Annotated in this window: 21 protein-coding genes; 2 read left to right on the forward strand and 19 right to left on the reverse strand. The window is 71.4% G+C overall.

The features are described 5' to 3' along the window. Positions 1-17 precede the first annotated feature (17 nt). The 9 genes from ACFVWD_RS00545 to tsaB all read right to left on the reverse strand — a co-directional run bounded on the left by ACFVWD_RS00545 (position 18) and on the right by tsaB (position 9,494). Entirely contained in the window at positions 18-2,243 is a 2,226-nt protein-coding gene (locus tag ACFVWD_RS00545) for a glycoside hydrolase family 3 N-terminal domain-containing protein (RefSeq protein ID WP_389593044.1), read from the reverse strand. Positions 2,244-2,285: 42 nt separating this feature from the next. Beyond that, a complete protein-coding gene (locus ACFVWD_RS00550) occupies positions 2,286-3,050 on the reverse strand; it encodes a carbohydrate ABC transporter permease (RefSeq protein ID WP_248003692.1) in 765 nt (254 codons plus the stop codon). 131 nt (positions 3,051-3,181) lie between these two features. After that, the gene (locus tag ACFVWD_RS00555) at positions 3,182-4,198 is read right to left on the reverse strand and encodes a carbohydrate ABC transporter permease (protein ID WP_389593045.1); all 1,017 of its coding nucleotides are present in this window, start codon (positions 4,196-4,198) and stop codon (positions 3,182-3,184) included. Between the two features lie 9 nt (positions 4,199-4,207). Beyond that, positions 4,208-5,518: an extracellular solute-binding protein gene (locus tag ACFVWD_RS00560; protein WP_389593046.1), complete on the reverse strand. Its 1,311-nt coding sequence runs from the start codon at positions 5,516-5,518 to the stop codon at positions 4,208-4,210. A 286-nt stretch (positions 5,519-5,804) separates the two neighbouring features. Beyond that, entirely contained in the window at positions 5,805-6,845 is a 1,041-nt protein-coding gene (locus ACFVWD_RS00565) for a LacI family DNA-binding transcriptional regulator (RefSeq protein ID WP_384909257.1), read from the reverse strand. Positions 6,846-6,957: 112 nt separating this feature from the next. Next, the gene (locus ACFVWD_RS00570; RefSeq protein ID WP_389593048.1) at positions 6,958-7,209 is read right to left on the reverse strand and encodes a hypothetical protein; all 252 of its coding nucleotides are present in this window, start codon (positions 7,207-7,209) and stop codon (positions 6,958-6,960) included. Beyond that, on the reverse strand, positions 7,206-8,315 hold the full coding sequence (tsaD, locus tag ACFVWD_RS00575) for a tRNA (adenosine(37)-N6)-threonylcarbamoyltransferase complex transferase subunit TsaD (protein WP_389593049.1): 1,110 nt from the start codon (positions 8,313-8,315) through the stop codon (positions 7,206-7,208). Before tsaD ends, ACFVWD_RS00570 begins: the two co-directional genes overlap by 4 nt. Further along, on the reverse strand, positions 8,308-8,814 hold the full coding sequence (gene rimI, locus ACFVWD_RS00580) for a ribosomal protein S18-alanine N-acetyltransferase (protein ID WP_389593237.1): 507 nt from the start codon (positions 8,812-8,814) through the stop codon (positions 8,308-8,310). Before rimI ends, tsaD begins: the two co-directional genes overlap by 8 nt. Positions 8,815-8,831: 17 nt before the next feature. Further along, on the reverse strand, positions 8,832-9,494 hold the full coding sequence (gene tsaB, locus ACFVWD_RS00585; RefSeq protein ID WP_384909253.1) for a tRNA (adenosine(37)-N6)-threonylcarbamoyltransferase complex dimerization subunit type 1 TsaB: 663 nt from the start codon (positions 9,492-9,494) through the stop codon (positions 8,832-8,834). Positions 9,495-9,616: 122 nt separating this feature from the next. Between tsaB and ACFVWD_RS00590 the strand changes: the two genes are divergently transcribed. Continuing rightward, positions 9,617-10,171 carry a hypothetical protein gene (locus ACFVWD_RS00590; RefSeq protein WP_389593051.1) on the forward strand — a complete coding sequence of 185 codons (555 nt, stop codon included), beginning with the start codon at positions 9,617-9,619 and terminating at the stop codon, positions 10,169-10,171. A gap of 127 nt (positions 10,172-10,298) precedes the next feature. After that, entirely contained in the window at positions 10,299-10,499 is a 201-nt protein-coding gene (locus ACFVWD_RS00595) for a hypothetical protein (protein ID WP_389593053.1), read from the forward strand. A gap of 113 nt (positions 10,500-10,612) precedes the next feature. On the opposite strand, the gene tsaE is transcribed toward ACFVWD_RS00595, so the two are convergent. The 10 genes from tsaE to ACFVWD_RS00645 form a co-directional block, all read right to left on the reverse strand. Further along, on the reverse strand, positions 10,613-11,146 hold the full coding sequence (gene tsaE / locus ACFVWD_RS00600) for a tRNA (adenosine(37)-N6)-threonylcarbamoyltransferase complex ATPase subunit type 1 TsaE (RefSeq protein WP_389593055.1): 534 nt from the start codon (positions 11,144-11,146) through the stop codon (positions 10,613-10,615). Further along, positions 11,112-12,350: an alpha/beta fold hydrolase gene (locus ACFVWD_RS00605; protein ID WP_389593057.1), complete on the reverse strand. Its 1,239-nt coding sequence runs from the start codon at positions 12,348-12,350 to the stop codon at positions 11,112-11,114. The genes tsaE and ACFVWD_RS00605 overlap by 35 nt, the downstream gene beginning before the upstream one ends. Before the next feature lie 146 nt (positions 12,351-12,496). After that, on the reverse strand, positions 12,497-13,651 hold the full coding sequence (alr, locus tag ACFVWD_RS00610) for an alanine racemase (protein ID WP_389593058.1): 1,155 nt from the start codon (positions 13,649-13,651) through the stop codon (positions 12,497-12,499). A 46-nt stretch (positions 13,652-13,697) separates the two neighbouring features. Continuing rightward, positions 13,698-14,576: a L,D-transpeptidase family protein gene (locus ACFVWD_RS00615; RefSeq protein ID WP_389593059.1), complete on the reverse strand. Its 879-nt coding sequence runs from the start codon at positions 14,574-14,576 to the stop codon at positions 13,698-13,700. A gap of 248 nt (positions 14,577-14,824) precedes the next feature. After that, complete coding sequence (locus tag ACFVWD_RS00620; RefSeq protein ID WP_389593061.1) at positions 14,825-16,264, reverse strand: NAD(P)H-hydrate dehydratase; 1,440 nt, start codon at positions 16,262-16,264, stop codon at positions 14,825-14,827. Between the two features lie 84 nt (positions 16,265-16,348). Next, positions 16,349-16,720 carry a holo-ACP synthase gene (locus tag ACFVWD_RS00625; protein ID WP_060895278.1) on the reverse strand — a complete coding sequence of 124 codons (372 nt, stop codon included), beginning with the start codon at positions 16,718-16,720 and terminating at the stop codon, positions 16,349-16,351. A gap of 64 nt (positions 16,721-16,784) precedes the next feature. Beyond that, positions 16,785-18,038: a CU044_5270 family protein gene (locus tag ACFVWD_RS00630; protein ID WP_389593062.1), complete on the reverse strand. Its 1,254-nt coding sequence runs from the start codon at positions 18,036-18,038 to the stop codon at positions 16,785-16,787. Further along, entirely contained in the window at positions 18,035-18,739 is a 705-nt protein-coding gene (locus tag ACFVWD_RS00635) for an RNA polymerase sigma factor (protein WP_389593064.1), read from the reverse strand. Before ACFVWD_RS00635 ends, ACFVWD_RS00630 begins: the two co-directional genes overlap by 4 nt. 205 nt (positions 18,740-18,944) lie before the next feature. After that, positions 18,945-19,436, reverse strand: coding sequence for a peptidylprolyl isomerase (locus ACFVWD_RS00640; RefSeq protein ID WP_389593066.1), 492 nt, complete (start codon positions 19,434-19,436; stop codon positions 18,945-18,947). A 158-nt stretch (positions 19,437-19,594) separates the two neighbouring features. Further along, positions 19,595-19,792, reverse strand: coding sequence for a hypothetical protein (locus ACFVWD_RS00645; protein WP_389593067.1), 198 nt, complete (start codon positions 19,790-19,792; stop codon positions 19,595-19,597). Positions 19,793-19,812 lie beyond the last annotated feature (20 nt).

Raw genomic sequence — 19,812 nt, forward strand, 5'->3', positions numbered from 1 at the left:
CCGCGCGAACCGACGGTTCACTTCACGCGCACCTCGCACCGCATCCGCCGCTCCCGACCCACCACCCGCTCGGGCCCGGTCAGCGTCACCGGCACCGCGTACCGCACCTCGCCCTCGGCGCTGGACACCCCCAACCGCAGCTCCAGCTCCCCCGGTTCGACGATCCGGTCGCCGTCCGGGCCGGTGTACGCGGCCAGGTCCGCCGGGACCGTGAAGTGGACCTCCGCCGACGCGCCCGCCTCCAGCGGCACCCGCGCGTAGCCCACCAGCCGGGCCACCGGCCGCGCCACCTTGCCGACCGGGTCGTGGAGATAGAGCTGCACGATTTCGGTACCGGCCCGCTCCCCCGTGTTGCGGACGGTCAGCCGCAGGGTCGTCTCGCCGTCCGTCGGGAACGCGGTGTCGTCGACCGACGGCGCCTGCCAGTCGTACGTCGTGTACGACAGCCCGTGTCCGAACGGGAACAGCGGCGTCGGGTCGAGGTTGCTGGCCCCGCTGCGCTGTCCGAGCGGCGGCGTGAGATACGTCCACGGCTGTCCGGCCCGCTCGCGCGGCACGCTCACCGGGAGCCGCCCCGACGGGTTCACCCGCCCGGACAGCACCCCGGCCACCGCGGGACCCCCCTCCTGTCCCGCGAAGAACGCCTGCACCACCGCCGCGCACCGGTCCGCCCAGCGCCCGAGCGCGTACGGCCGCCCCGAGAGCAGTACCAGCACGACCGGTGTCCCGGAGGCCAGCGTCTTGTCGACCAACTCTCCCTGCCCCTCGGGAAGTTCGAGATCGGCCGCGTCGCACCCCTCGCCCGAGGTGCCCCGCCCGAACAGCCCCGAGCGGTCGCCGACCGCCACCACACACACGTCGGCGGCCACCGGATCGTCGGTGAACTCCACGTCCGGCAGCTCTGCGCGCAACGCCTCCAGCAGCGTCGGCACGCCCACCCCCATCTCGACCTCGGGGTGGTCGAGGAGGACATGGCGGGGGAAGGTGTAGCAGCCGAGCATGGCCGCGGGATCGTCGGCCAGCGGACCGAGCACGGCGATCCGCCGCACCCCGGACGCCAACGGCAACGTACCCCCGTTGGCCAGCAGGACGACCGACTCCTCCGCCAACTGCCGGGCCAGCGCCCGCATGTGCGGCGGATCGAGATCGGCGGATGCGGAGTCGGCGGGCGGTGCCCAGTCGGGGTCCAGCAGCCCCAGTTCGCACTTCTGCGTCAGCACCCGCAGCGCGGCCCGGTCCACGAACTCCTCGTCGAGGGGCCCGGCGCCGTAGCAGCGCACGGCGGGCAGCTCGACGTCCACGCCCGCCGCGAGCGCGAGCCCGGCCGCCCCCGCGGGCGAGTCGGTGAGCCCGTGCGCGGTCTCCAGGAAGGACACCCCGAAGTAGTCGGCCACGACCGTGCCGGTGAACTGCCACTCCTCCCGCAGGAGTTCGGTGAGCAGTCGGCGGTGCGCGTGGGCGGGCAGCCCGTCGAGGTCGTTGTACGAGGCCATCACCGACCGCGCCCCGCCCTCCCGTACGGCCATCTCGAACGGCGGCAGGATGACGTCCGCCAGTTCGCGCGGGCCGAGCGAGGCGGGCGCGTGGTTGCGGGCGCCCCGGGAGGCCGAGTAGCCGGCGAAGTGCTTGAGCGTGGCGACGACACCCGCCGACTCCAGGCCCTGGACATAGGCCGTGCCGACGGTCGCCACGAGGTAGGGGTCCTCGCCGATCGACTCCTCCGTACGGCCCCAGCGGGGATCGCGTACGACGTCGAGGACCGGGGCGAGGCCCTGATGGACGCCGACCGAGCGCATCGAGGCGCCGATCGCCGCCGCCATCTCCTTCACCAGGGCCGGGTCGAAGCTCGCGCCCCAGGCGAGCGGGGTCGGGAAGACGGTCGCCCGCCAGGCCGTGAACCCGGTGAGGCACTCCTCGTGGGCGAGCGCCGGCAGCCGGAAGCGGTTCGCGGAGCGGATGCGTTCCTGGAGGGAGGCGAGGCGGGCGGCGCCCTCGGCCGGGTCGACCGGCGCGGTGCCGAAGGGGCGGGTCAGCTGGCCAAGCCCGTGCGGGAGCAGCCGCGTCAGGTCGATGTCCTCGGACAGGGCGTGCTGCAGCGGCGCCATGTCCCCGCCCGGGGTCTCGTTCGAGCCGGGCCACACGCTGTAGAGCTGGGCGACTTTCTCTTCCGTGGTCATACGGGCAAGCAGGTCGGCGGCGCGGACGCCTGCGGGCAGAGCGGGGTCCTGCCAGGGGTCGGTCATGTAACTCCTCACATCCACAGGGGCATCGGGAGGGGCCGGCGCTCAGCCCTTGGTCGCGCCGAGCGTGATGCCGCCGATCAGCTGTCGTTCGGCGACCGCGTAGAAGGCCAGGGCGGGCGCCATGGCGAGGACCAGATAGGCGAAGATGCGGGCCACGTCGGAGGCGTACTGGCCCTGGAACTGCTGGATGCCGACGGGGACCGTCCACCAGGTGGGTTCGCTGAAGACGAGCAGGGGGAGCAGGAAGTTGTTCCAACTGCCCACGATGGCGAGGACGGAGACGGTGCCGAGCGCCGGGCGGGCCAGCGGCAGCAGGATGCGCCAGAAGAAGCCGAACGAGGAGCAGCCGTCGAGGGTGGCGGCCTCCTCCAGCTCGCCGGGGATCTCCCGGAAGAAGCCGCGCAGGATGACGATCGTCATGGGCAGGCCGAAGGCGGCCTGGGGCAGGATCACGCCCCAGGGGTTGTCCAGCAGCCCGAAGGTGCGCAGCAGGATGAACAGCGGCAGGATCGCCACCGCGAAGGGGAACATCAGCCCCATCGTGAAGACGGTGAAGAGCACTTCCCTGCCCCGGAAGGCGAACCGCGCGAGCGCGTAGGCGGCGAGCGCCGACGCCCCCACGGTCAGCAGGGCGGTGGCGACCGCGATGAGGGTGCTGCTGCCGACGGACCGCCAGAACGGTCCCGAGCCGAGCAGCGAGGTGTAGTTCGAGGTCACCCAGGGGTGGGGAAGGCCGAAGGTGTTGCTGGAGAGCTGGTCGGTGGACTTGAAGCCGGAGACGAGGGCGTACAGCAGTGGGGTCACCATGACGGCGCCGACCAGCCACAGGATCACGTACACGGGCAGCGAGCGCAGCCTGCGACGGCGTACGACACTCTTCGGGACCCTGCTGCTCTCAGGGACCGTGTTTTCCGGGACCGTGCTCTTCACGACCGCGCTCATCGGCCTGCTCGCATGGTGGTGATGGCTCCTTCGGTGTCACGGCGCAGCACGAAACGCTGGTAGGCGAGGGCGAAGACGAGGCTGATCAGGAACATCGCCACGCTGATCGCGCTGGCGTAGCCCATCTGGTAGCGCTTGAAGCCGTACTGGAACATGCTGATGACCATGGTTTCGGAGTGGTGGTCGGGACCGCCCGCGGAGATCACCCAGACCAGGTCGAAGAGTTGGATGGCGCCGATCACGGACAGGAACACGCTGATCCGCAGGGTCGGCGCGAGCAGCGGGAGCGTGACGTGGCGGAAGCGCTGCCAGTTGCCGGCGCCGTCGATGCGTGCCGCCTCGTGCAGCTCCGCCGGGATGCCCTGGAGGCCTGCCAGGTAGAGCATCATGTGGAAGCCGAAGTACTTCCAGGTCATGACCAGGAAGAGGGTGGGCAGGACGGTGTTCTGACCCGCGAACCAGAGCCCGCCCAGGCCGTCGAGACCGACCGCGCCGAGGACCTTGTCGGCGAGTCCGCCGCCCGGCGCGAAGATCATGCTGAACAGCACGCCGGTGATGACCTCGGACAGGATGTACGGCGCGAAGAACAGCATCCGGTAGACGGCCCGGCCGCGCAGTCTCTGGTTGAGCAGCACGGCCATGGCGAGCGCGAACGGGAGCTGGAGGACGAGGGAGAAGGCGATGAGCAGGAAGCCGCGCCACAGGTCCCCGAGGAACACCGGGTCGTGGAAGAGCCGGGTGTAGTTGTCGAACCCCACGGAGTCGGTGGGCGAGCCGAATCCGCCCCAGTTGAAGAAGCTGACGTAGAACGCGTAGCCCATCGGGAGGAGGACGAGCATCCCGAACAGGGCGAGCGCCGGGATGGTGAAGACGAAGGCCGCGAACCAGTCGCGCACGCGCCGCAGGGCGGGACGGCGGGGCCCTGGGCCCGGTGAAACGGCCGTCACGCCGGTCGACTTGCCGCGATGGGGCACATACGTCGACGCGGTCGAGGTCGAGGTCGAGTGCGTCATCGCCGGCCGCTAGCTCTTCTCGCTCTTGGCAACCTGGGTCACCGAACGCGTCACCTGTTCGGGCGACTTGGAGCCGGCGATGAGCGCGGCGACACTGTCGTTGATCTCCTGGCCGACGGCGGGGGCGTATGCCTGGTCGAGGTAGAGCTGGAAGCCGGTGGCGTTGTTCAGGGCGTCCGACACGGCGGTGAGGTTGGGGTCGGTCAGCGCGGGGCGCGCGTCCTTGGACACCGGTATCAGGCCGGTCTCCTTGACGAGTGTCTCGGCGAACTCCTTCTCCGCGAAGAACTTCAGGAACTCCACCGCCGCGTCCGGCGCCCCCTTGCGCACCGCGTGGCCGCCTCCTCCGCCGAACACCTCGGTGAGCGCGCCCTTTCCGCCCTCCACGGAGGGAAAGGAGAAGAAGCCCAGGTCGTCGCCGATGCCCTTGCCCGAGTCCTTCTCGACGGTCGGCGCCCACTGGCCCATCAGTTCCATGGCCGCCTTGCCGTTGCCCATCAGGGCCGCCTCACCGTTGGGGTCGGAGTAGGCCCCGCCGAGGAAACCCTTCTGGAAGGGTTCGAGCGCGACGAGGTCCTTGAGGTGCTGGCCGGCCGTGACGAACCCCTCGCCGGTGAAGTCGGCGTCGGTGGCCGCCTTCTGCATCGCCTCCAGCCCGGCGACGCGCATCGACAGATACGCCCAGTAGTACATGCCGGGCCACTTCTCCTTGCCGGCCAGCGCGATGGGCGTGATCCCGGCGCTCTTGAGGGCCCTGATGGTGTCGAGATAGCCGGACCAGGTGGTGGGCGGGGTGCCGATCTTGGCCTTCTTGAAGAGCGCCTTGTTGTACCAGAAGCCGACCATGCCGATGTCGAACGGGACCGCGTACGTCTTCTTGTCGAACTGGTAGGCCGCCAGCGAGGCGGGCACATAGTCCTTCGTCCAGGAGGCGGTCTTGTCGGTCAGGTCCTCGACCAGACCCGCGTCGATCTGCTGCTTGAGGACCCCGCCGCCCCAGGTGTGGAAGATGTCCGGAAGCTTTCCGGAGGTGGTCAGCGCGGTCATCTTCGACTTGTACGCCTCGTTCTCCAGCGTGACGACCTTGACCTTCACGTCCGGGTGCGCGGCCTCGAAGTCCTTGGCGCGCTGGGCCCACAACTTCTTCGCGGGCTGGGTGGTGGTGATGTTCCACCACTCGATCGTGGTCTTGCCCGAACTGTTCCCGCTGTCGGAGGAACCGCACGCGCTCAGGGCGGCCGCGCCCAGTCCGGTCGCCGCGGATGCCGCCAGGAACCTCCGGCGGGAGAAAGAGGTGTAGGTGTTGCCCAACGCTCGCATCGCACACCTTCCGGAAGAGAGCCGAAAATTATCGGCCGAGTGCGCCGGAAGTTACGGGTGCGGGACAGCCGTGTCAACGCCCCTGACAAATATCGGAAGTTCTTCGAGTGCGGGCCGGTGGGGGCTGGTCGCGCCCCGCGGCGGAGCCGCTGATGTACACAGCCCCGCGCCCCTTCGGGCACGCCGGGATCAGCGCCCCTTCAGGGGCGCGGGGAACTGCGCGACCGGCCACGAATCACCCGCAGCCGCCGAACCGCCCTCAGACATCCCGCCCCTGAGGCGCCCCTCAACCCCGTCGCGCCGTACTCGCCCGCACGACCAACTCAGTCGCCAACTCGACCCGAGGAGAAACCGGGTCCTCACCAAGGGCCAGTCGCAGCACCGTGCGCGTGGCCAACTTCCCCATGTCCGCCAGCGGCTGCCGCACCGTCGTGAGCGGCGGCGCCGACCACCGGACCTCCGGTAGATCGTCGAACCCGACGACACTCATGTCCTCGGGCACCCGCAACCCCCGCCGACGCAACGCCTCGATCGCCCCGAGCGCCATCTGGTCACTCGCCGCGAACACCGCGGTCGGCGGTTCCTCCAGGTCGAGCAGCGTGTTGCAGCCGTCGAAGCCGGCCTGGTGGTAGAAGTCCCCCGGGACGATCAGCGCGTCGTCGACCGCGACGCCCGCCCCGTCCAGCGCCGCCCGGTACCCGTCGAGCCGCGCCCGCGAGCACAGCAACCGCACCGGCCCCGCAACAAAGCCGATCCGCCGGTGCCCGAGCCCGAGCAGATGCTCCGTCGCCGCCATCCCGCCCGCCCAGTTGGCGGCGCCGACGGTCGGTATGTCCAGGGTCGGGGACCCCGCCGGATCGACCACGACCAGCGGCACCCCGAGCCGCCGCAACTCCTCGTGCAGCCGGGGTTCGAGGACCGAGGTCACGAGGATCACGCCGTCCGAGGCGCGGGCGCGCAGATTGGTCATCCACTGCCGGGCCGAGCCCGACGCACCGTGGATGGCGGACACCACCGTGCCCACCCCGGAGGCGTGCGCGACCTCCTCGACCCCCCGGATGATCTCCACGGCCCAGGGGCTGTCGAGGTCGTTGAAGACCAGGTCGATCAGGGCCGCCCGGTCTCCGGGCGCGGACGACCTGCGCTGGTAGCCGTGGCGCCGCAGCAGGTCCTCGATGCGGGCCCGGGTCTCCGGCGAGACGTCGGAGCGGCCGTTGACGACACGCGACACGGTGGGCACCGAGACGCCGGCCTGCCGGGCGATCTCGGTGATCGTCACCTTGTTCTTGATGCTCTCCCGGGCCACTGCGCCCACCTCCGTCGACACGTCGAACCGCCCCTCTACCGTTCCACACCCACGGACGAAACTTTGCAGGAGTCTTCCGGAAAAGCGAGGTCGGCGTGAAGCCCAGCCGGAAACGAAGACGGAAACGAAGACGTCAGGAGACCGACTCGAACCGCCACCGATGGACCGCCCGGGTCACCAACCCCTCGTCAGGCTCGGGGAGTTCGGGGAGATCGGCGTCATAGGCCGCATCCCACCAGGTGATGACGAGCACCCGGTCCTGCGGCGCGCGCAGGATCTCCCGCCGCAGCGGCTGCCTCGCCGGCTCCTGTCCCCGCACCCAGGCGAGCAGTTCCTCGCCCCGCCCGGGGACGGCCCGCGCCTCCCACATCAACGCGACGGTCATGAGTACAGGTTCGCCTTCGAGACCTCGTGCACGTGATCATGATCATGGCCGTGCTCGTGCGAACGACCGGGCACATGCGGGTCCGTCACCGGCAGTGAGGAGTCGGCCGACAGGTCCCAGTCGGAGGCGGCCCGGTTCCGGGAGACCATCTCCGCGCCCAGCGCGGCCACCATCGCCCCGTTGTCCGTGCACAGCTTCGGCCGCGGCACCCGCAGCCGGATCCCCGCGGCCTCGCAGCGCTCCTGGGCCAGCGCCCGCAGCCGTGAGTTGGCGGCCACGCCACCGCCGATCATCAGGTGGTCGACGCCCTCGTCCTTGCAGGCCCGTACGGCCTTGCGAGTCAGCACGTCGACGACCGCCTCCTGGAAGGAGGCCGACACGTCACGCACCGGCACCTCCTCACCCGCCGCCCGCTTGGCCTCGATCCAGCGGGCAACGGACGTCTTCAGCCCGGAGAAGGAGAAGTCGTACGCCGGGTCGCGCGGGCCGGTCAGGCCGCGCGGGAACGCGATCGCCGAGGGGTCGCCCTCGCGCGCGTACCGGTCGATGACCGGACCGCCGGGGAAGCCCAGGTTCAGCACGCGCGCGATCTTGTCGAAGGCCTCGCCGGCCGCGTCGTCGATGGTCGCGCCCAGCGGGCGGACGTCCGAGGTGATGTCGGTCGACAGCAGCAGCGAGGAGTGACCGCCGGAGACCAGCAGGGCCATCGTCGGCTCCGGCAGCGGGCCGTGCTCCAGCTGGTCCACGCAGATGTGGGAGGCGAGGTGGTTGACGCCGTACAGGGGCTTGCCGAGCGCGTAGGCGTACGCCTTGGCGGCGGTGACGCCGACGAGGAGGGCGCCGGCGAGGCCGGGACCGGCGGTGACCGCGATGCCGTCCAGGTCCTTCGCGCTCACCCCCGCGTCCTTGAGTGCCCGGTCGATGGTCGGCACCATCGCCTCCAGGTGGGCGCGGGAGGCGACCTCGGGCACGACGCCGCCGAAGCGGGCGTGCTCGTCGACGCTGGACGCGATGGCGTCCGCGAGCAGCGTGGTGCCGCGGACGATGCCGACGCCGGTCTCGTCGCAGGAGGTCTCGATACCCAGGACCAGCGGTTCGTCAGCCATTGCTCTCTGTTCCTTGTACGCCGTTTACTGAGGGTGAACCCGCGGTGGAGCCGCTGTCGGTCGCGGTGTGCAGCCGCATGACCAGGGCGTCGACGTTGCCCGGCTGGTAGTAGCCGCGGCGGAAGCCGATGGGCTCGAAGCCGAAGCGCTCGTACAGCTTCTGCGCGCGGACGTTGTCCACGCGGCACTCGAGCATGACCTCGGCGCACTCGAACGCGGTCGCGGCCCGCACCAGTTCGGTCAGCAGCCGGGCGCCGAGGCCGGTGCCCCACTGATCACGTCGTACGGCGATGGTCTGTACGTCGCCCAGGTCGCCGGAGGCGGCGAGCCCGGCGTATCCGACGAGCCGGCCGCTCTCGGTCGCGACCACGTACCGGCGCGTCGCCCCGGGCCCGCGGGCGTGGGCCAGCTCGGACCAGAACATCCCCCGCGACCAGGCGTCCTCGGGGAAGAGGTCCTTCTCCAGCTCCAGTACGGGATCGATGTCCCACCAGCGCATCTCGCGCAGCTCGGCGGTCACTTCGGGGTGACCACCTTGTAGTTCTTGGGCACCTGGGCGTCCGGGCGGCGCAGGTAGAGCGGCCGGGGCGCCACGAGCTCCTCGCCCGCGGCGAGTTTCTCCGCCGCCAGGGACGCGAGCGCGCCCGCCGAGACATGCTCGGGAGCACGGGCGTCCGGGAAGGTGTCGGGATAGAGCAGCGCACCCGCGCCCACGGCGGGCAGACCGGCAACCGTCCCGGCGATGTCGGCGGGCCGGTCGACGGCGGGCTCGGAGGCACGCGTACGGGGGTCGTCGTACAGCGCCCAGTACACCTCCTTGCGCCGGGCGTCCGTCGCGACGACGAACGGCCCCTCGACGCCGGTGCCGTCGGCGGCGTACGCGAGCCCGTCGAGGGTGCACAGACCGTGCACGGGCACGCCGAGCACGAGGCCGAAGGTGTCGGCGGTCATGAGGCCGACACGCAGCCCCGTGTACGGGCCGGGGCCTACGCCCACGACGATGCCGGTGACGGCGTCCAGCTTGAGGCCTGCCTCGGCGAGCACCCGGTCGACGGCCGGCAGCAGCAGCTCTCCGTGCCGGCGCGCGTCCACCTGGCTCGACGAGGCGATGACGGACGTGCCGTCGTGCAGGGCGACGGTCACGGCGGGGGTGGCGGTATCCAGAGCGAGCAAGAGCACGCAAACAGCCTACGGCGCCCGAGCGCGACGCACGGCCGCCCCGGTCTGCGTGGTAGCGGCTGCTACCGTCACCACAAAGGACGTAATGGACACGAACGCGGTACGAGAGGCGGGTACACAAGGTGGCTAGGAGCAGCTCGGGATTCGTGGCCGGGCTCACCGCGGCGGCTGTCGCGGTGGTCGGCTTCCTCGCCTACCAGGCGTCCGCGAACGTGCCCGACACCCTGAGCAAGCCCCTCGCGGGCGCGACCCCCAAGGTCCCCACCACGAAGGCACCCCGGGACAAGAAGAACCCGGTGGCGCTGCCGATCGCCTCCGGCAGGGGTGAGCGGGTCGTCTACTCGGTCGACGACGACCGCGTATGGCTGGTCGCCGCGAACAACAGGACCGAGCGCACCTTCAAGGTCACCGCCGGCACGGTGGACCCCGCGGTCGGCAGCTACGCCGTCACCTCCCGCTCCAAGGCTGTCACCGGATCGGACGGCGCCCAGATCGAGCACGTCGTCCGCTTCGCCCTCGTCGACGGCGTGACGATCGGCTTCAGCTCCGCCATAGACGGCTCCACGGGTTCCCCCGACTCCACCAAGAAACTCGGCGGCATCCGGGAGTCCCGCAAGGACGGCACCGCGATGTGGAACTTCGCGACGATCGGCGTGAAGGTCGTCGTCATCCGGTAGTCGTCGTCATTGACCAGTCAACGGACCTGTGCGGAAGCGCGCCCTTAGGGGCGCGGGGAACTGCGCGACAAGCCCCCACCGGGCCCGCAGCCGAAGAACCGTCCTCCAGCGGAGCGCTCACGCCGCCTTGCGGGACCGCTCAGTCGCACGCGGCGCCTCCGGCACGGGCGCCCGAGGCGGCCTGGACACCGCGTCGGCGGCCGCACACGACGCCAACAGATCCCGCATCGACACCCCACCGCACGGCTGCTGCACCGGCCGCACCGGCACGTCACGTTCCGAAGCCGACATGGACGCCTCCTGGGGATTCGGGGGCAAGCGTGGTTAGGTAGACCTAACTACGGACTGAGGTCCATGTGACCACGGCCGAGACGCCGAACGCAACATCTTGCCGACGACTTGTCGGAACCTTCACGCCCCCGGCACCCTCACCCAGGGTGATCAGGCCGCGAGCACGCTCAGATCGGTCGTCGCCCAGCGCTCCCCGAGCCCGGTGAGCGTGACATGCCGTACCTCGTCCGTGGTGTCGCCGACAGCCCGGTGGATGACGACGTCGAGCCGGTCGTCGGTGAGCTCCTCGACCTTGCCCTCGCCCCACTCCACGACGATCACCGAGTCGGAGAGCGACACGTCGAGGTCGAGGTCCTCCATCTCGTCGAGGCCACCGCCCAGCCGGTACGCGTCCACGTGCACGAGCGGCGGACCGTCACCCAGGGAGGGGTGCACACGGGCGATGACGAACGTCGGCGAGGTGACCGCGCCCCGTACGCCGAGCCCCTCGCCGAGCCCGCGCGTCAGCGTCGTCTTGCCCGCGCCGAGCTCCCCGTTCAGCATCACGAGATCGCCCGCGCGCAGCAGCTTGGCCAGGTGAAGGCCCAACTCCCGCATCTGCTCGGGCGAGTTGACGGTGATCCGGACGTTCACGCCCTCGGCGGCGGCCTCAGCCGGGTTGTGCGCTGCTGCTGGTGCTTCCATAGCCACCCACGGTAGCCCCTGCCGGGACGGCGCCCGCACGCATCAGGAGGTCGGCAAGACGGTCTATGACCACCTCGGGATGCTCCAGCATGACCAGGTGCCCGGCGTCCGGGACGAGCACCAGTTCGGCGTCCGGCAGCAGATCCGCGATCGCCTCGCTGTGTTCACTCGGTGTCACCATGTCGCCGACCCCGGCCAGCACCAGTACCGGCAGTTCGGCGAAGTACGCAAGCGCCTCGGTCTTGTCGTGCTCGGTGAACGCCGGGTAGAACTCCGCGACGACGTCGATCGGAGTGCCCTCGATCATCCGTTCGGCGAACCGCACGATGGCCGGGTCGACGTCCCGGGACGCGAACGAGTACCGCTTGATGATCCCCGCGAACAGGTCGGCCGTGGCCCGCCGCCCCCGCTCCACCAGGGCGGCCTGCTGACCGAGCGCCTTCAGCACACCGGGCAGCACTCGCCGCACCGCGTTGACGCCCGCGACGGGCAGCCCGAAGTTGACCTCGCCGAGCCGCCCCGACGACGTACCGACGAGCGCGACGGCGACGACCCGCTCGCGGACGAGGTCCGGGTACTGGTCGGCCAGCGCCATGACGGTCATCCCGCCCATGGAGTGCCCCACCAGCACGATCGGGCCCTCGGGCACGGCCGCGTCGATGACGGCCTTCAGGTCCTGGCCGAGCTGGTCGATGGAGACGGGTGTGCCGTCCTGCGTCTGCGCGACCCCGCGCCCGGAGCGGCCGTGACTGCGCTGGTCCCAGTGCACCGTGCGCACCACACCGCGCAGCGCGGCCCGCTGGAAGTGCCAGGAGTCCTGGTTGAGGCAGTACCCGTGGCTGAAGACGACGGTGACGGGGGCGGGAGCCTTGCGCCCGAAGAGCCGCCGCCGACGCGGGGTGAACGTCACATCCTGTTCGATGTCGTCCACCTCGTAGTACAGCTCGGTGCCGTCGTCGGCGTACGCCTTGCCGGGCGTGCCGCGCAGCGAGCCGTAGGGGCCCGTCGAGTCGAGCGCGAGGCGGGCCTTGCTGCGCATGCCGCGGCCCACCGTGAGCCGCTCTATGGCGACTCCGGCGGCGGCGCCCGCGGCGACCACGCCTATGGCGACGCCGGCGATACCGGCCTTGCGCCAGTTCCCGGCGGCGGAGGCGACGGCCGCCGCGGCGACGTCCGTGACGGCCTCCGCGCTGCTCTCGCTCACGTACCGCTCCTCTTCGCCGGGGTGTCGTTCACTTCAGAAGGTGGTGCCGGTCGTGCTGAAGGTGGTGCCGGAGGTACCACTGATGGTGCAACTATGTCCTGTTGCCCTGTTGTCCTACGCGGGGCACCCCCTGTACTCCTTGCGGGTTACCCGCCTTGTTCCTTATTCACGTATACGCGCGGCACTCGGGTTCCGATCCGGGTGACGATTTCGTACGCGATCGTCCCCGCCGCCCGCGCCCAGTCCTCGGCGGTCGGCTCGCCCCGGTCGCCCGGACCGAACAGGATCGCCTCCGAACCGGCCACCGGTTCGTCCCCGCCCAGGTCGACCACGAACTGGTCCATCGCGACCCGCCCCGCCACCGTCCGCCACTTGCCGCCCACCAGCACCGGTCCGGTGCCGGAGGCGTGGCGCGGCACGCCGTCCGCGTAGCCGACGGGGACGAGGCCGAGGGTGGTGGCACCCGCGGTGACGTAGTGATGCCCGTAACTGACCCCGTGGCCCCCCGGTACGTGCTTCACCAGCGCGAGGGACGCGCTGAGCGTCATCACCGGGCGCAGCCCGAAGTCGGCCGGGGTGCCGATCTCCGGGCTGGGCGAGATGCCGTAGACCGCGATCCCCGCCCGTACGAGGTCGAAGTGGCTCTCGGGGAGGGTCAGCGTGGCCGGCGAGTTGGCGATGTGCCGCACCTCGGGGCGCACGCCCCGCTCCTCGGCGTACGTCACCATCTCGCGGAAAAGGTTCAGTTGGGCCTGGATGGAGGGATGCCCGGGTTCGTCGGCGCAGGCGAAGTGCGACCACAGACCGGTGATGTCGATCAGCCCGCGTTCCTCGGCGCGCAGCGCCTCGCGCACGAGTTCGGGCCAGTCGGCGGGCTGGCAGCCGGCGCGCCCGAGCCCGGTGTCGGCCTTGAGCTGGACCCGGGCGGCCGTCCCGACCGCCTCGGCCGCGGCGGTGACCTCCCGCAGGGCCCACATCCCGCTCACCGACACGTCGAGGTCGGCCTCGACGGCCTCCCGCCACGGCCCGCCCGGCGTCCACAGCCAGCACATGATCCGGCTGTCGGTCAGGCCGGCCGCGCGCAGGGCGAGGGCCTCCTCGGGGGTGGCGGTGCCGAGCCAGGTGGCGCCCGCCTCCAGCGCCGCGCGGGCGCACGGGACCGCCCCGTGGCCGTACGCGTCGGACTTGACCACGGCCATCAAGGCCGCGGACGGCGCGTGGGCACGCAGGGTCCGCACGTTGGCCCGCAGAGCGGCCAGGTCGATCTCTGCGCGGGCGCGCAGGGGTGCTGTGTCGTTCATCGCGCCCCCAGTGTCTCAGAGGGGCCCGAGAGCCCCCGGAGGACGGTCAGGTACCGGCCCTGCGGCCCCACACGTACACGTGGTCGCCCGTCTTGGTGACGTTCCACAGGGAGCGGGCATCGGCGAGACGCAGATTGATACAGCCGTACGAGCCGTTCGGGTCGTAGACGCTGCCGTAGATGGCGTGGAAGGCCTCTCCGCCGCTGAAGAACTGGCTGTACGGCATCGGGGTGTTGTACAGCGTCGACCAGTGGCTCTTGTGCTTCCAGTAGACCTTGAACCAGCCGGTCCTGGTCCGGTACCCGGCCCGCCCGCTGCGCATCGGCACCGGTCCCCACAGCACCTTCTTCCCCTTCTGCACCCAGGTGAGCTGCCGGGTCAGATCCACACACGCGACCCGATACGACCGCACGGGACACTTCCGGGCCGCGTTCGGGTTCTTCTTCGCGGACATCAGCTGCATCCGGGCCCAGGTGACGGGGCCGGCGAAGCCGGTGTTCGGCTTGATCCCCTCCTTCGTCTGGAACGCCCGGATGGCGGCGCAGTCCCTCGCCGACTGCTTCCCGTCGACCTTCAGCTTCAGCCACCGCTCGACCTGCCGCTGGTACGGCCCGGTCAGCTTGGAGCACGTCACGGACTTGCCCGCGACGGCCTCGATGAGGGGGATGTACTCGATGAGCGCGTCCGTCTCCGCGGGGGCGTCCCTCGGCTCGACGGCGTCCTCCTGCGCGCTCGGTGTGTACACCTTGGGCGGCAGCATCTGGTCCGGCGTGTCCACCAGCCACGGCTGATGCGGCCCCGGCGCCACGCCGGGCACCAGCTCGCTCCCCGGCCCGGGCGCCGGGGGCCCGGCCTCCGCCACCGCGCTCTCCGCCGGCATCACCACCAGCAGCGCGAGGAGCGCCCCCACGGTCCGGCATCTCATTCGTCTGCTCATCATCATGCGACCAGCGATACGCAACCCCGGGGCGAGCCGGGGTGAGCCGCGCGGACGGGGTCCCCCGTAATGGGCAACGCAGCGCCCCCGTAAGGGGCGCGGGGAACCGCGCGCCCAGCGCCCACCCGCCCTCAGCCAACAAACCCACCCGGGGGGCTGGGGCGAAACCCCACCCCAGGGGCGCGGGGAACTGCGCGACAAGCCCCCCACCGCCCCGCGGACAAAGAACGGCGCAGTCAGCGGAGCGCGTCGCGGACGTCCCGCCAGGCCTCCGGAATCGCCGCCGCGACATCGTGCGCCCCCAAGGGCGCCCCATCCGCCGCGAGCCTCCCCGCCAGCCCATGCAGATACGCGCCCACACTCCCCGCGTCCAACGCCGACAGCCCCGCCGCGAGCAACGACCCCGCAAGCCCCGACAGCACGTCCCCGCTCCCGGCCGTGGCCAGCCACCCCGTCCCCGTCGGGTTCACCCGCACCGCACCGCCCGCCGGATCGGCGACCAGCGTCGTCGACCCCTTCAGCAGCACGGTCGCCCCGTACCGAAGCGCCAACTCCCGCGCCGACGCCAGCCGAGCCCCCTCCACCGACTCCCGTGAAACCCCGAGCAACGCCGCCGCCTCCCCGGCATGCGGAGTCATCAGCGTGGGCGCGGTGCGGGCCCGTACGGCGGACCGGTCCGCGAGCCGCAGCCCGTCCGCGTCCACCAGCACCGGCACATCCGCCCCGAGCACCTGCGCGACCGCCGACGCGTCGTCCCCGACCCCGGGCCCCACCACCCATGCCTGGACCCGCCCGGCCCGCTCGGGCCCCTGGTCCGACACGAGCGTCTCGGGAAAGCGGGAGATCACGGCATCCGCCGCAGGTCCGACGTACCGCACCGCCCCCGCCCCACCCCGCAAGGCCCCGGACACGGCGAGCACGGCGGCCCCGGGATACCGCGCGGACCCGGCCGCGATCCCGAGGACCCCGCGCCGGTACTTGTCGCTCTCGGCCCCGGGCACCGGCAGCCGCGCCGCCACGTCCGCATGCTGAAGGGCCTCAAGTTCGGCCTCCTCGGGCAGTTCGAGCCCGATGTCGACGAGGCGTACGGAACCGGCGTACTCACGCCCCGGGTCGATCAGCAGCCCGGGCTTGTGCGTCCCGAAGGTCACCGTCAGATCGGCGCGGACGGCGGTGCCCCGGACCTCTCCCGTATCGGCCTCGATCCCGCTCGGCAGGTCCACGGCGACCACGGCCGCCCGGGAGTCCGCGGCGTACTCGGCCAGCGGCACCGCCTCGGGCCGCAGCCCGCCCTTGCCCCCGATGCCGACGATCCCGTCCACGACGAGGTCGGCCCGCAGGATCAACTCCTCGGCGGCGCCGGACCCGGCCACCGTGCCCCCGGCCCGCCGCAGCGCGGCCAGGCCCGCGCCATGCGTCCGTTCGGGCGCGAGCAGCACGGCGGTGACCCCCGCCCCCCGCCGCGCCAGCCGGGCCCCGGCGTACAGGGCGTCGCCCCCGTTGTCGCCGCTGCCCACGAGCAGCACGACCCGGCTGCCGTACACCCGTCCCAGCAAGTCCGCGCAGGCAGCGGCCAGTCCGGCCGCGGCGCGCTGCATCAGCGCACCCTCCGCAAGCCGCGCCATCAACTCACGCTCTGCCGCCCTGACCGTCTCCACGCTGTACGCAGTACGCATGGGTCGAGTCTCCCGTACGCGGGCTCACCGCGCCGCTCCGGCCGCCGGACAACCCGCCTCCCCGGACCTGCCTCTACCCCCCCGTTATCCCTCCGCCACCACCACCGCCGAGGCCACCCCCGCGTCATGGCTCAGCGACACATGCCACGAGCGGACGCCCAGTTCGGCCGCGCGCGCCGCCACCGTCCCCGTGACCCGCAGCCGCGGCCGGCCGCTGTCCTCGACGTAGACCTCCGCGTCCGTCCAGTGCATGCCCGCCGGAGCGCCCAGCGCCTTGGCGACCGCCTCCTTCGCGGCGAAGCGCGCGGCCAGGGACGCGATGCCGCGGCGCTCCCCGTTCGGCAGGTGCAACTCCTGATCCAGGAAGAGCCGATGGGCCAGCCCCGGCGTACGCTCCAGCGCCGCCAGGAACCGGTCGATCTCGGCCACGTCGATACCGACCCCGATGATGCTCATGTCCAGCACCCTATGGGCCGGACGGCCGCCGACGTGCCGACCTCTCGGCGTTGATTGCGCGAGCTCAGTGCTTGGCGTTCTTCGGCACCGTGATCTGGCGCTCGCCCCAGCTCATCCGCGTCGTCGCCTCGTAGTTCACCGTCGTCCCCGCGTCGAGACCCGCTTCCCGGGCCCTGGCCGACGGTTCGACCAGCACGTCCTGCTCGCAGAGCATCGCGCCGGTGGTCGGGTCCACGACCAGCCGCTGCTGCGCGCTCCCCAGCGGGGTCCGCGCCGTGCCGGGGAACGCGACACCGACGCCCTCACGCCCCAGTGGATCGGTGACGCGCCCGAGCCCCCGGACGCCGGGCAGGTCCGCGATCACCCGATACGCGGCCGCCCGTACGGCGGGCTTCACCGGCATCGTGATGAGGTCGGCCGCCTGACGCAGCACATAGGCCGTGCGGCCGCCGCTGGTCTCGGCACCGCTGCTGTCCTCCCCGTACAGCTTCTCCAGACGACGGCGCAACTCCCCACTGCTGGAGGGAAGTTCGCGCAGATCCTGGTACGAGACGTTCCGCGGGCCGAGGGCGTAGATCTTGTCGTCGGCGTCGGTCCGCATGACCATCGGCCGCCCGGTTCCGATCGTGTACCCGAGCGTTCCCGATCCGGCCGCTGTCGAGGCCTCGGCCTGCACGGTGGCGGGCGAGCCCGCGGCCCGCCAGCGTGCCTTGTCCGCCTCGGTGCGGGGCGCGGTCACGTCGTCCAGACCGGAGACCATCAGGCTCCAGGTTCCCGGACGCACACCCACCGACCACTCCCCGGTCGACGTGGTGCGCACGGCGAAGAGCTGTCCCTTCGCACCGACGACGTTCACGTCCTCCGAGCGCGTGGTGGTCTGCCAGTACGTTCCCTCGGCGGCCGGTGTCTCCGCCTTCTTCGCCACGCTGAGCAGTTCGAGGCGGCCGTCGACCTGGACGTCGGCGCGGCCGTCCGACTCCGCCGCAGCCGACCCCGCCGTGGCGGCCGGGGACGGCGGGTGGGCGCTCGCGCGCACACCTGAAGGATCCTGCCGGTCGAGCGTGCTCACGACCACCACGGACGCGGCGACGGCTGCGACAGCCACGACGGTCCCGAGCGGCCGGATCCCGACCCGGAGGCGCCGCGGTTCCTGGGAGCGCGCCGCACGACTGTCCGTCGCTCCGGCCAGGATGCGTGCCAGGTCGTCGTGCTGCCGCGGGGAGTCGGCCAGCCGGGCCGGGTCGAGTTCGTCGGGCCGGGCGCCCGCGAGCACCGTCATGACGTCGGGCCGTCCGGACCGTTCGCGGGTGTTCTTCATGTGAGTGCTCCTTTGCGATCAGTGCTGCGGTGCGGGGCCCGAGCGGGTGGCGCTTGTGCGGCCAGCGCTGGTGCGGGTGGCTCTTGCGCGGTCTGCCCTGGTGCGGGCGGCTCTTGCGCGGTCTGCCCTGGTGCGGGCGGCGCTGGTGCGGGCGGCACCCGTGCAGGCGGCGCTTGTGCAGCCGCCACGGACGCCGTCTCCGTCGGGGACACCGCGTCCAGGGCCTTCTCCAGACGGCGACGGGCCCGGTGCAGCCGGACGGTCAGCGTCGCGATGGTGCAGCCCAGGACCCGTGCCGCCTGCTTGGGGCTCAGCCCGTGCCAGGCGATCAGAGTCAGCAGCTCCCGGTCGGCGTCGGACAGACTCGCCAGGGCCTGCAACGCGGCTTCCCGGTCGGTCACGTCCGCCGCGACGTCACCGACGTCGCTCCGGGCACCGCTGATGATGCGCTGGGCCTCCTGGGCGGCGATGGCGTACTGGTGGCTGTCCCGGCGGCGCAGTTCGCGCACCAGGTTGCGGGCCACTCCCAGGAGCCAGGGCAGCGCGGGTTGCGGAATGTCCCGCACGCGCCGCCAGGCGACGGTGAACGTCTCGCTCGTGATGTCCTCGCCTACCTGTCGACCCACCAGACTCGTGGCATAGGCGAGGACGCGCGGATAGCACACCTCGTAGACGTCCCTGAAGCGTTGGGCATGTGTCACACGCCATCCCCTCATGTCGGCTCTCTCACCAAGCAATGCGCGCGACGGCCCACTTCTTACAGGGCGAGCCGAAATTCATGCGGTGTGGTCCGCGTCACGCCGAGGAGAGGCGAGGGGTGCCCGATACGGATCGAGCGGGAACGGCCGCAGCCGTTCCCGCTCGATCTCTGCGCTGTACGGCCGGACGAGTCCTGGCCTGGATCTCTCAGACGACGCCGGAGTCCGAAATGACGATCTTCTTGGACGTGGTGCCGGAACGGCTGCCGAGCTTCTCGACGGCCTTGACGACGTCCATGCCCTCGACGACCTCACCGAAGACGACGTGCTTGCCGTCGAGCCAGTCGGTGACGATCGTGGTGATGAAGAACTGCGAGCCGTTGGTGTTCCGGCCGGCGTTGGCCATGCTCAGCAGACCCGGCTTGGTGTGCTTGAGCTTGAAGTTCTCGTCCGGGAACTTCGCACCGTAGATGCTCTTGCCGCCGGTGCCGTCCTCGTTGGTGAAGTCACCGCCCTGCAGCATGAAGTCCGGGATGACACGGTGGAACGGCGAGCCCTTGTAGCCGAACCCGTTCTGACCGGTGGCCAGCTCACGGAAGTTGCGGGCCGTCTCCGGGACCACGTCGTCGTACAGCTTGAACTCGATCCGGCCGAGCGACTCCCCGTCCGCGGACACCTCGAAGAAGACGTTCTGTCCCATGGCACTGCTCCTCTTGTATTCGAAAGGTCGTGTCCGAGAATAAGAGGGCAACGGCCCACGGGTCGCAGCGGGAACCCCCACAGCGGGACAAACGGCCTAACGCCGGCGTCGGGACGAGCCTCATCGCCGGAGCGAGGGCCTGTCCGACGGGTCAGGCCCTAGTCGCCGTCGCTGCCGGACTGATTCACGCTCCGCCGCCGGTTGCTCTTCGCGGCGGCGCGCACCAGCTCCCCCACGACGAGCGTCACCGCCGCCACGCCCCGGACCCAGCGGGGCCCGCCCCGCGACGCCCACACCACACACACGCACCCACCGATGACAAGCACCAGGAGACCGGCCAGCACCAGAACGCCCATGTTCCCCACCCTGCATTCGC

Source organism: Streptomyces sp. NPDC058086 (assembly GCF_042885015.1).
Classification (GTDB): domain Bacteria; phylum Actinomycetota; class Actinomycetes; order Streptomycetales; family Streptomycetaceae; genus Streptomyces.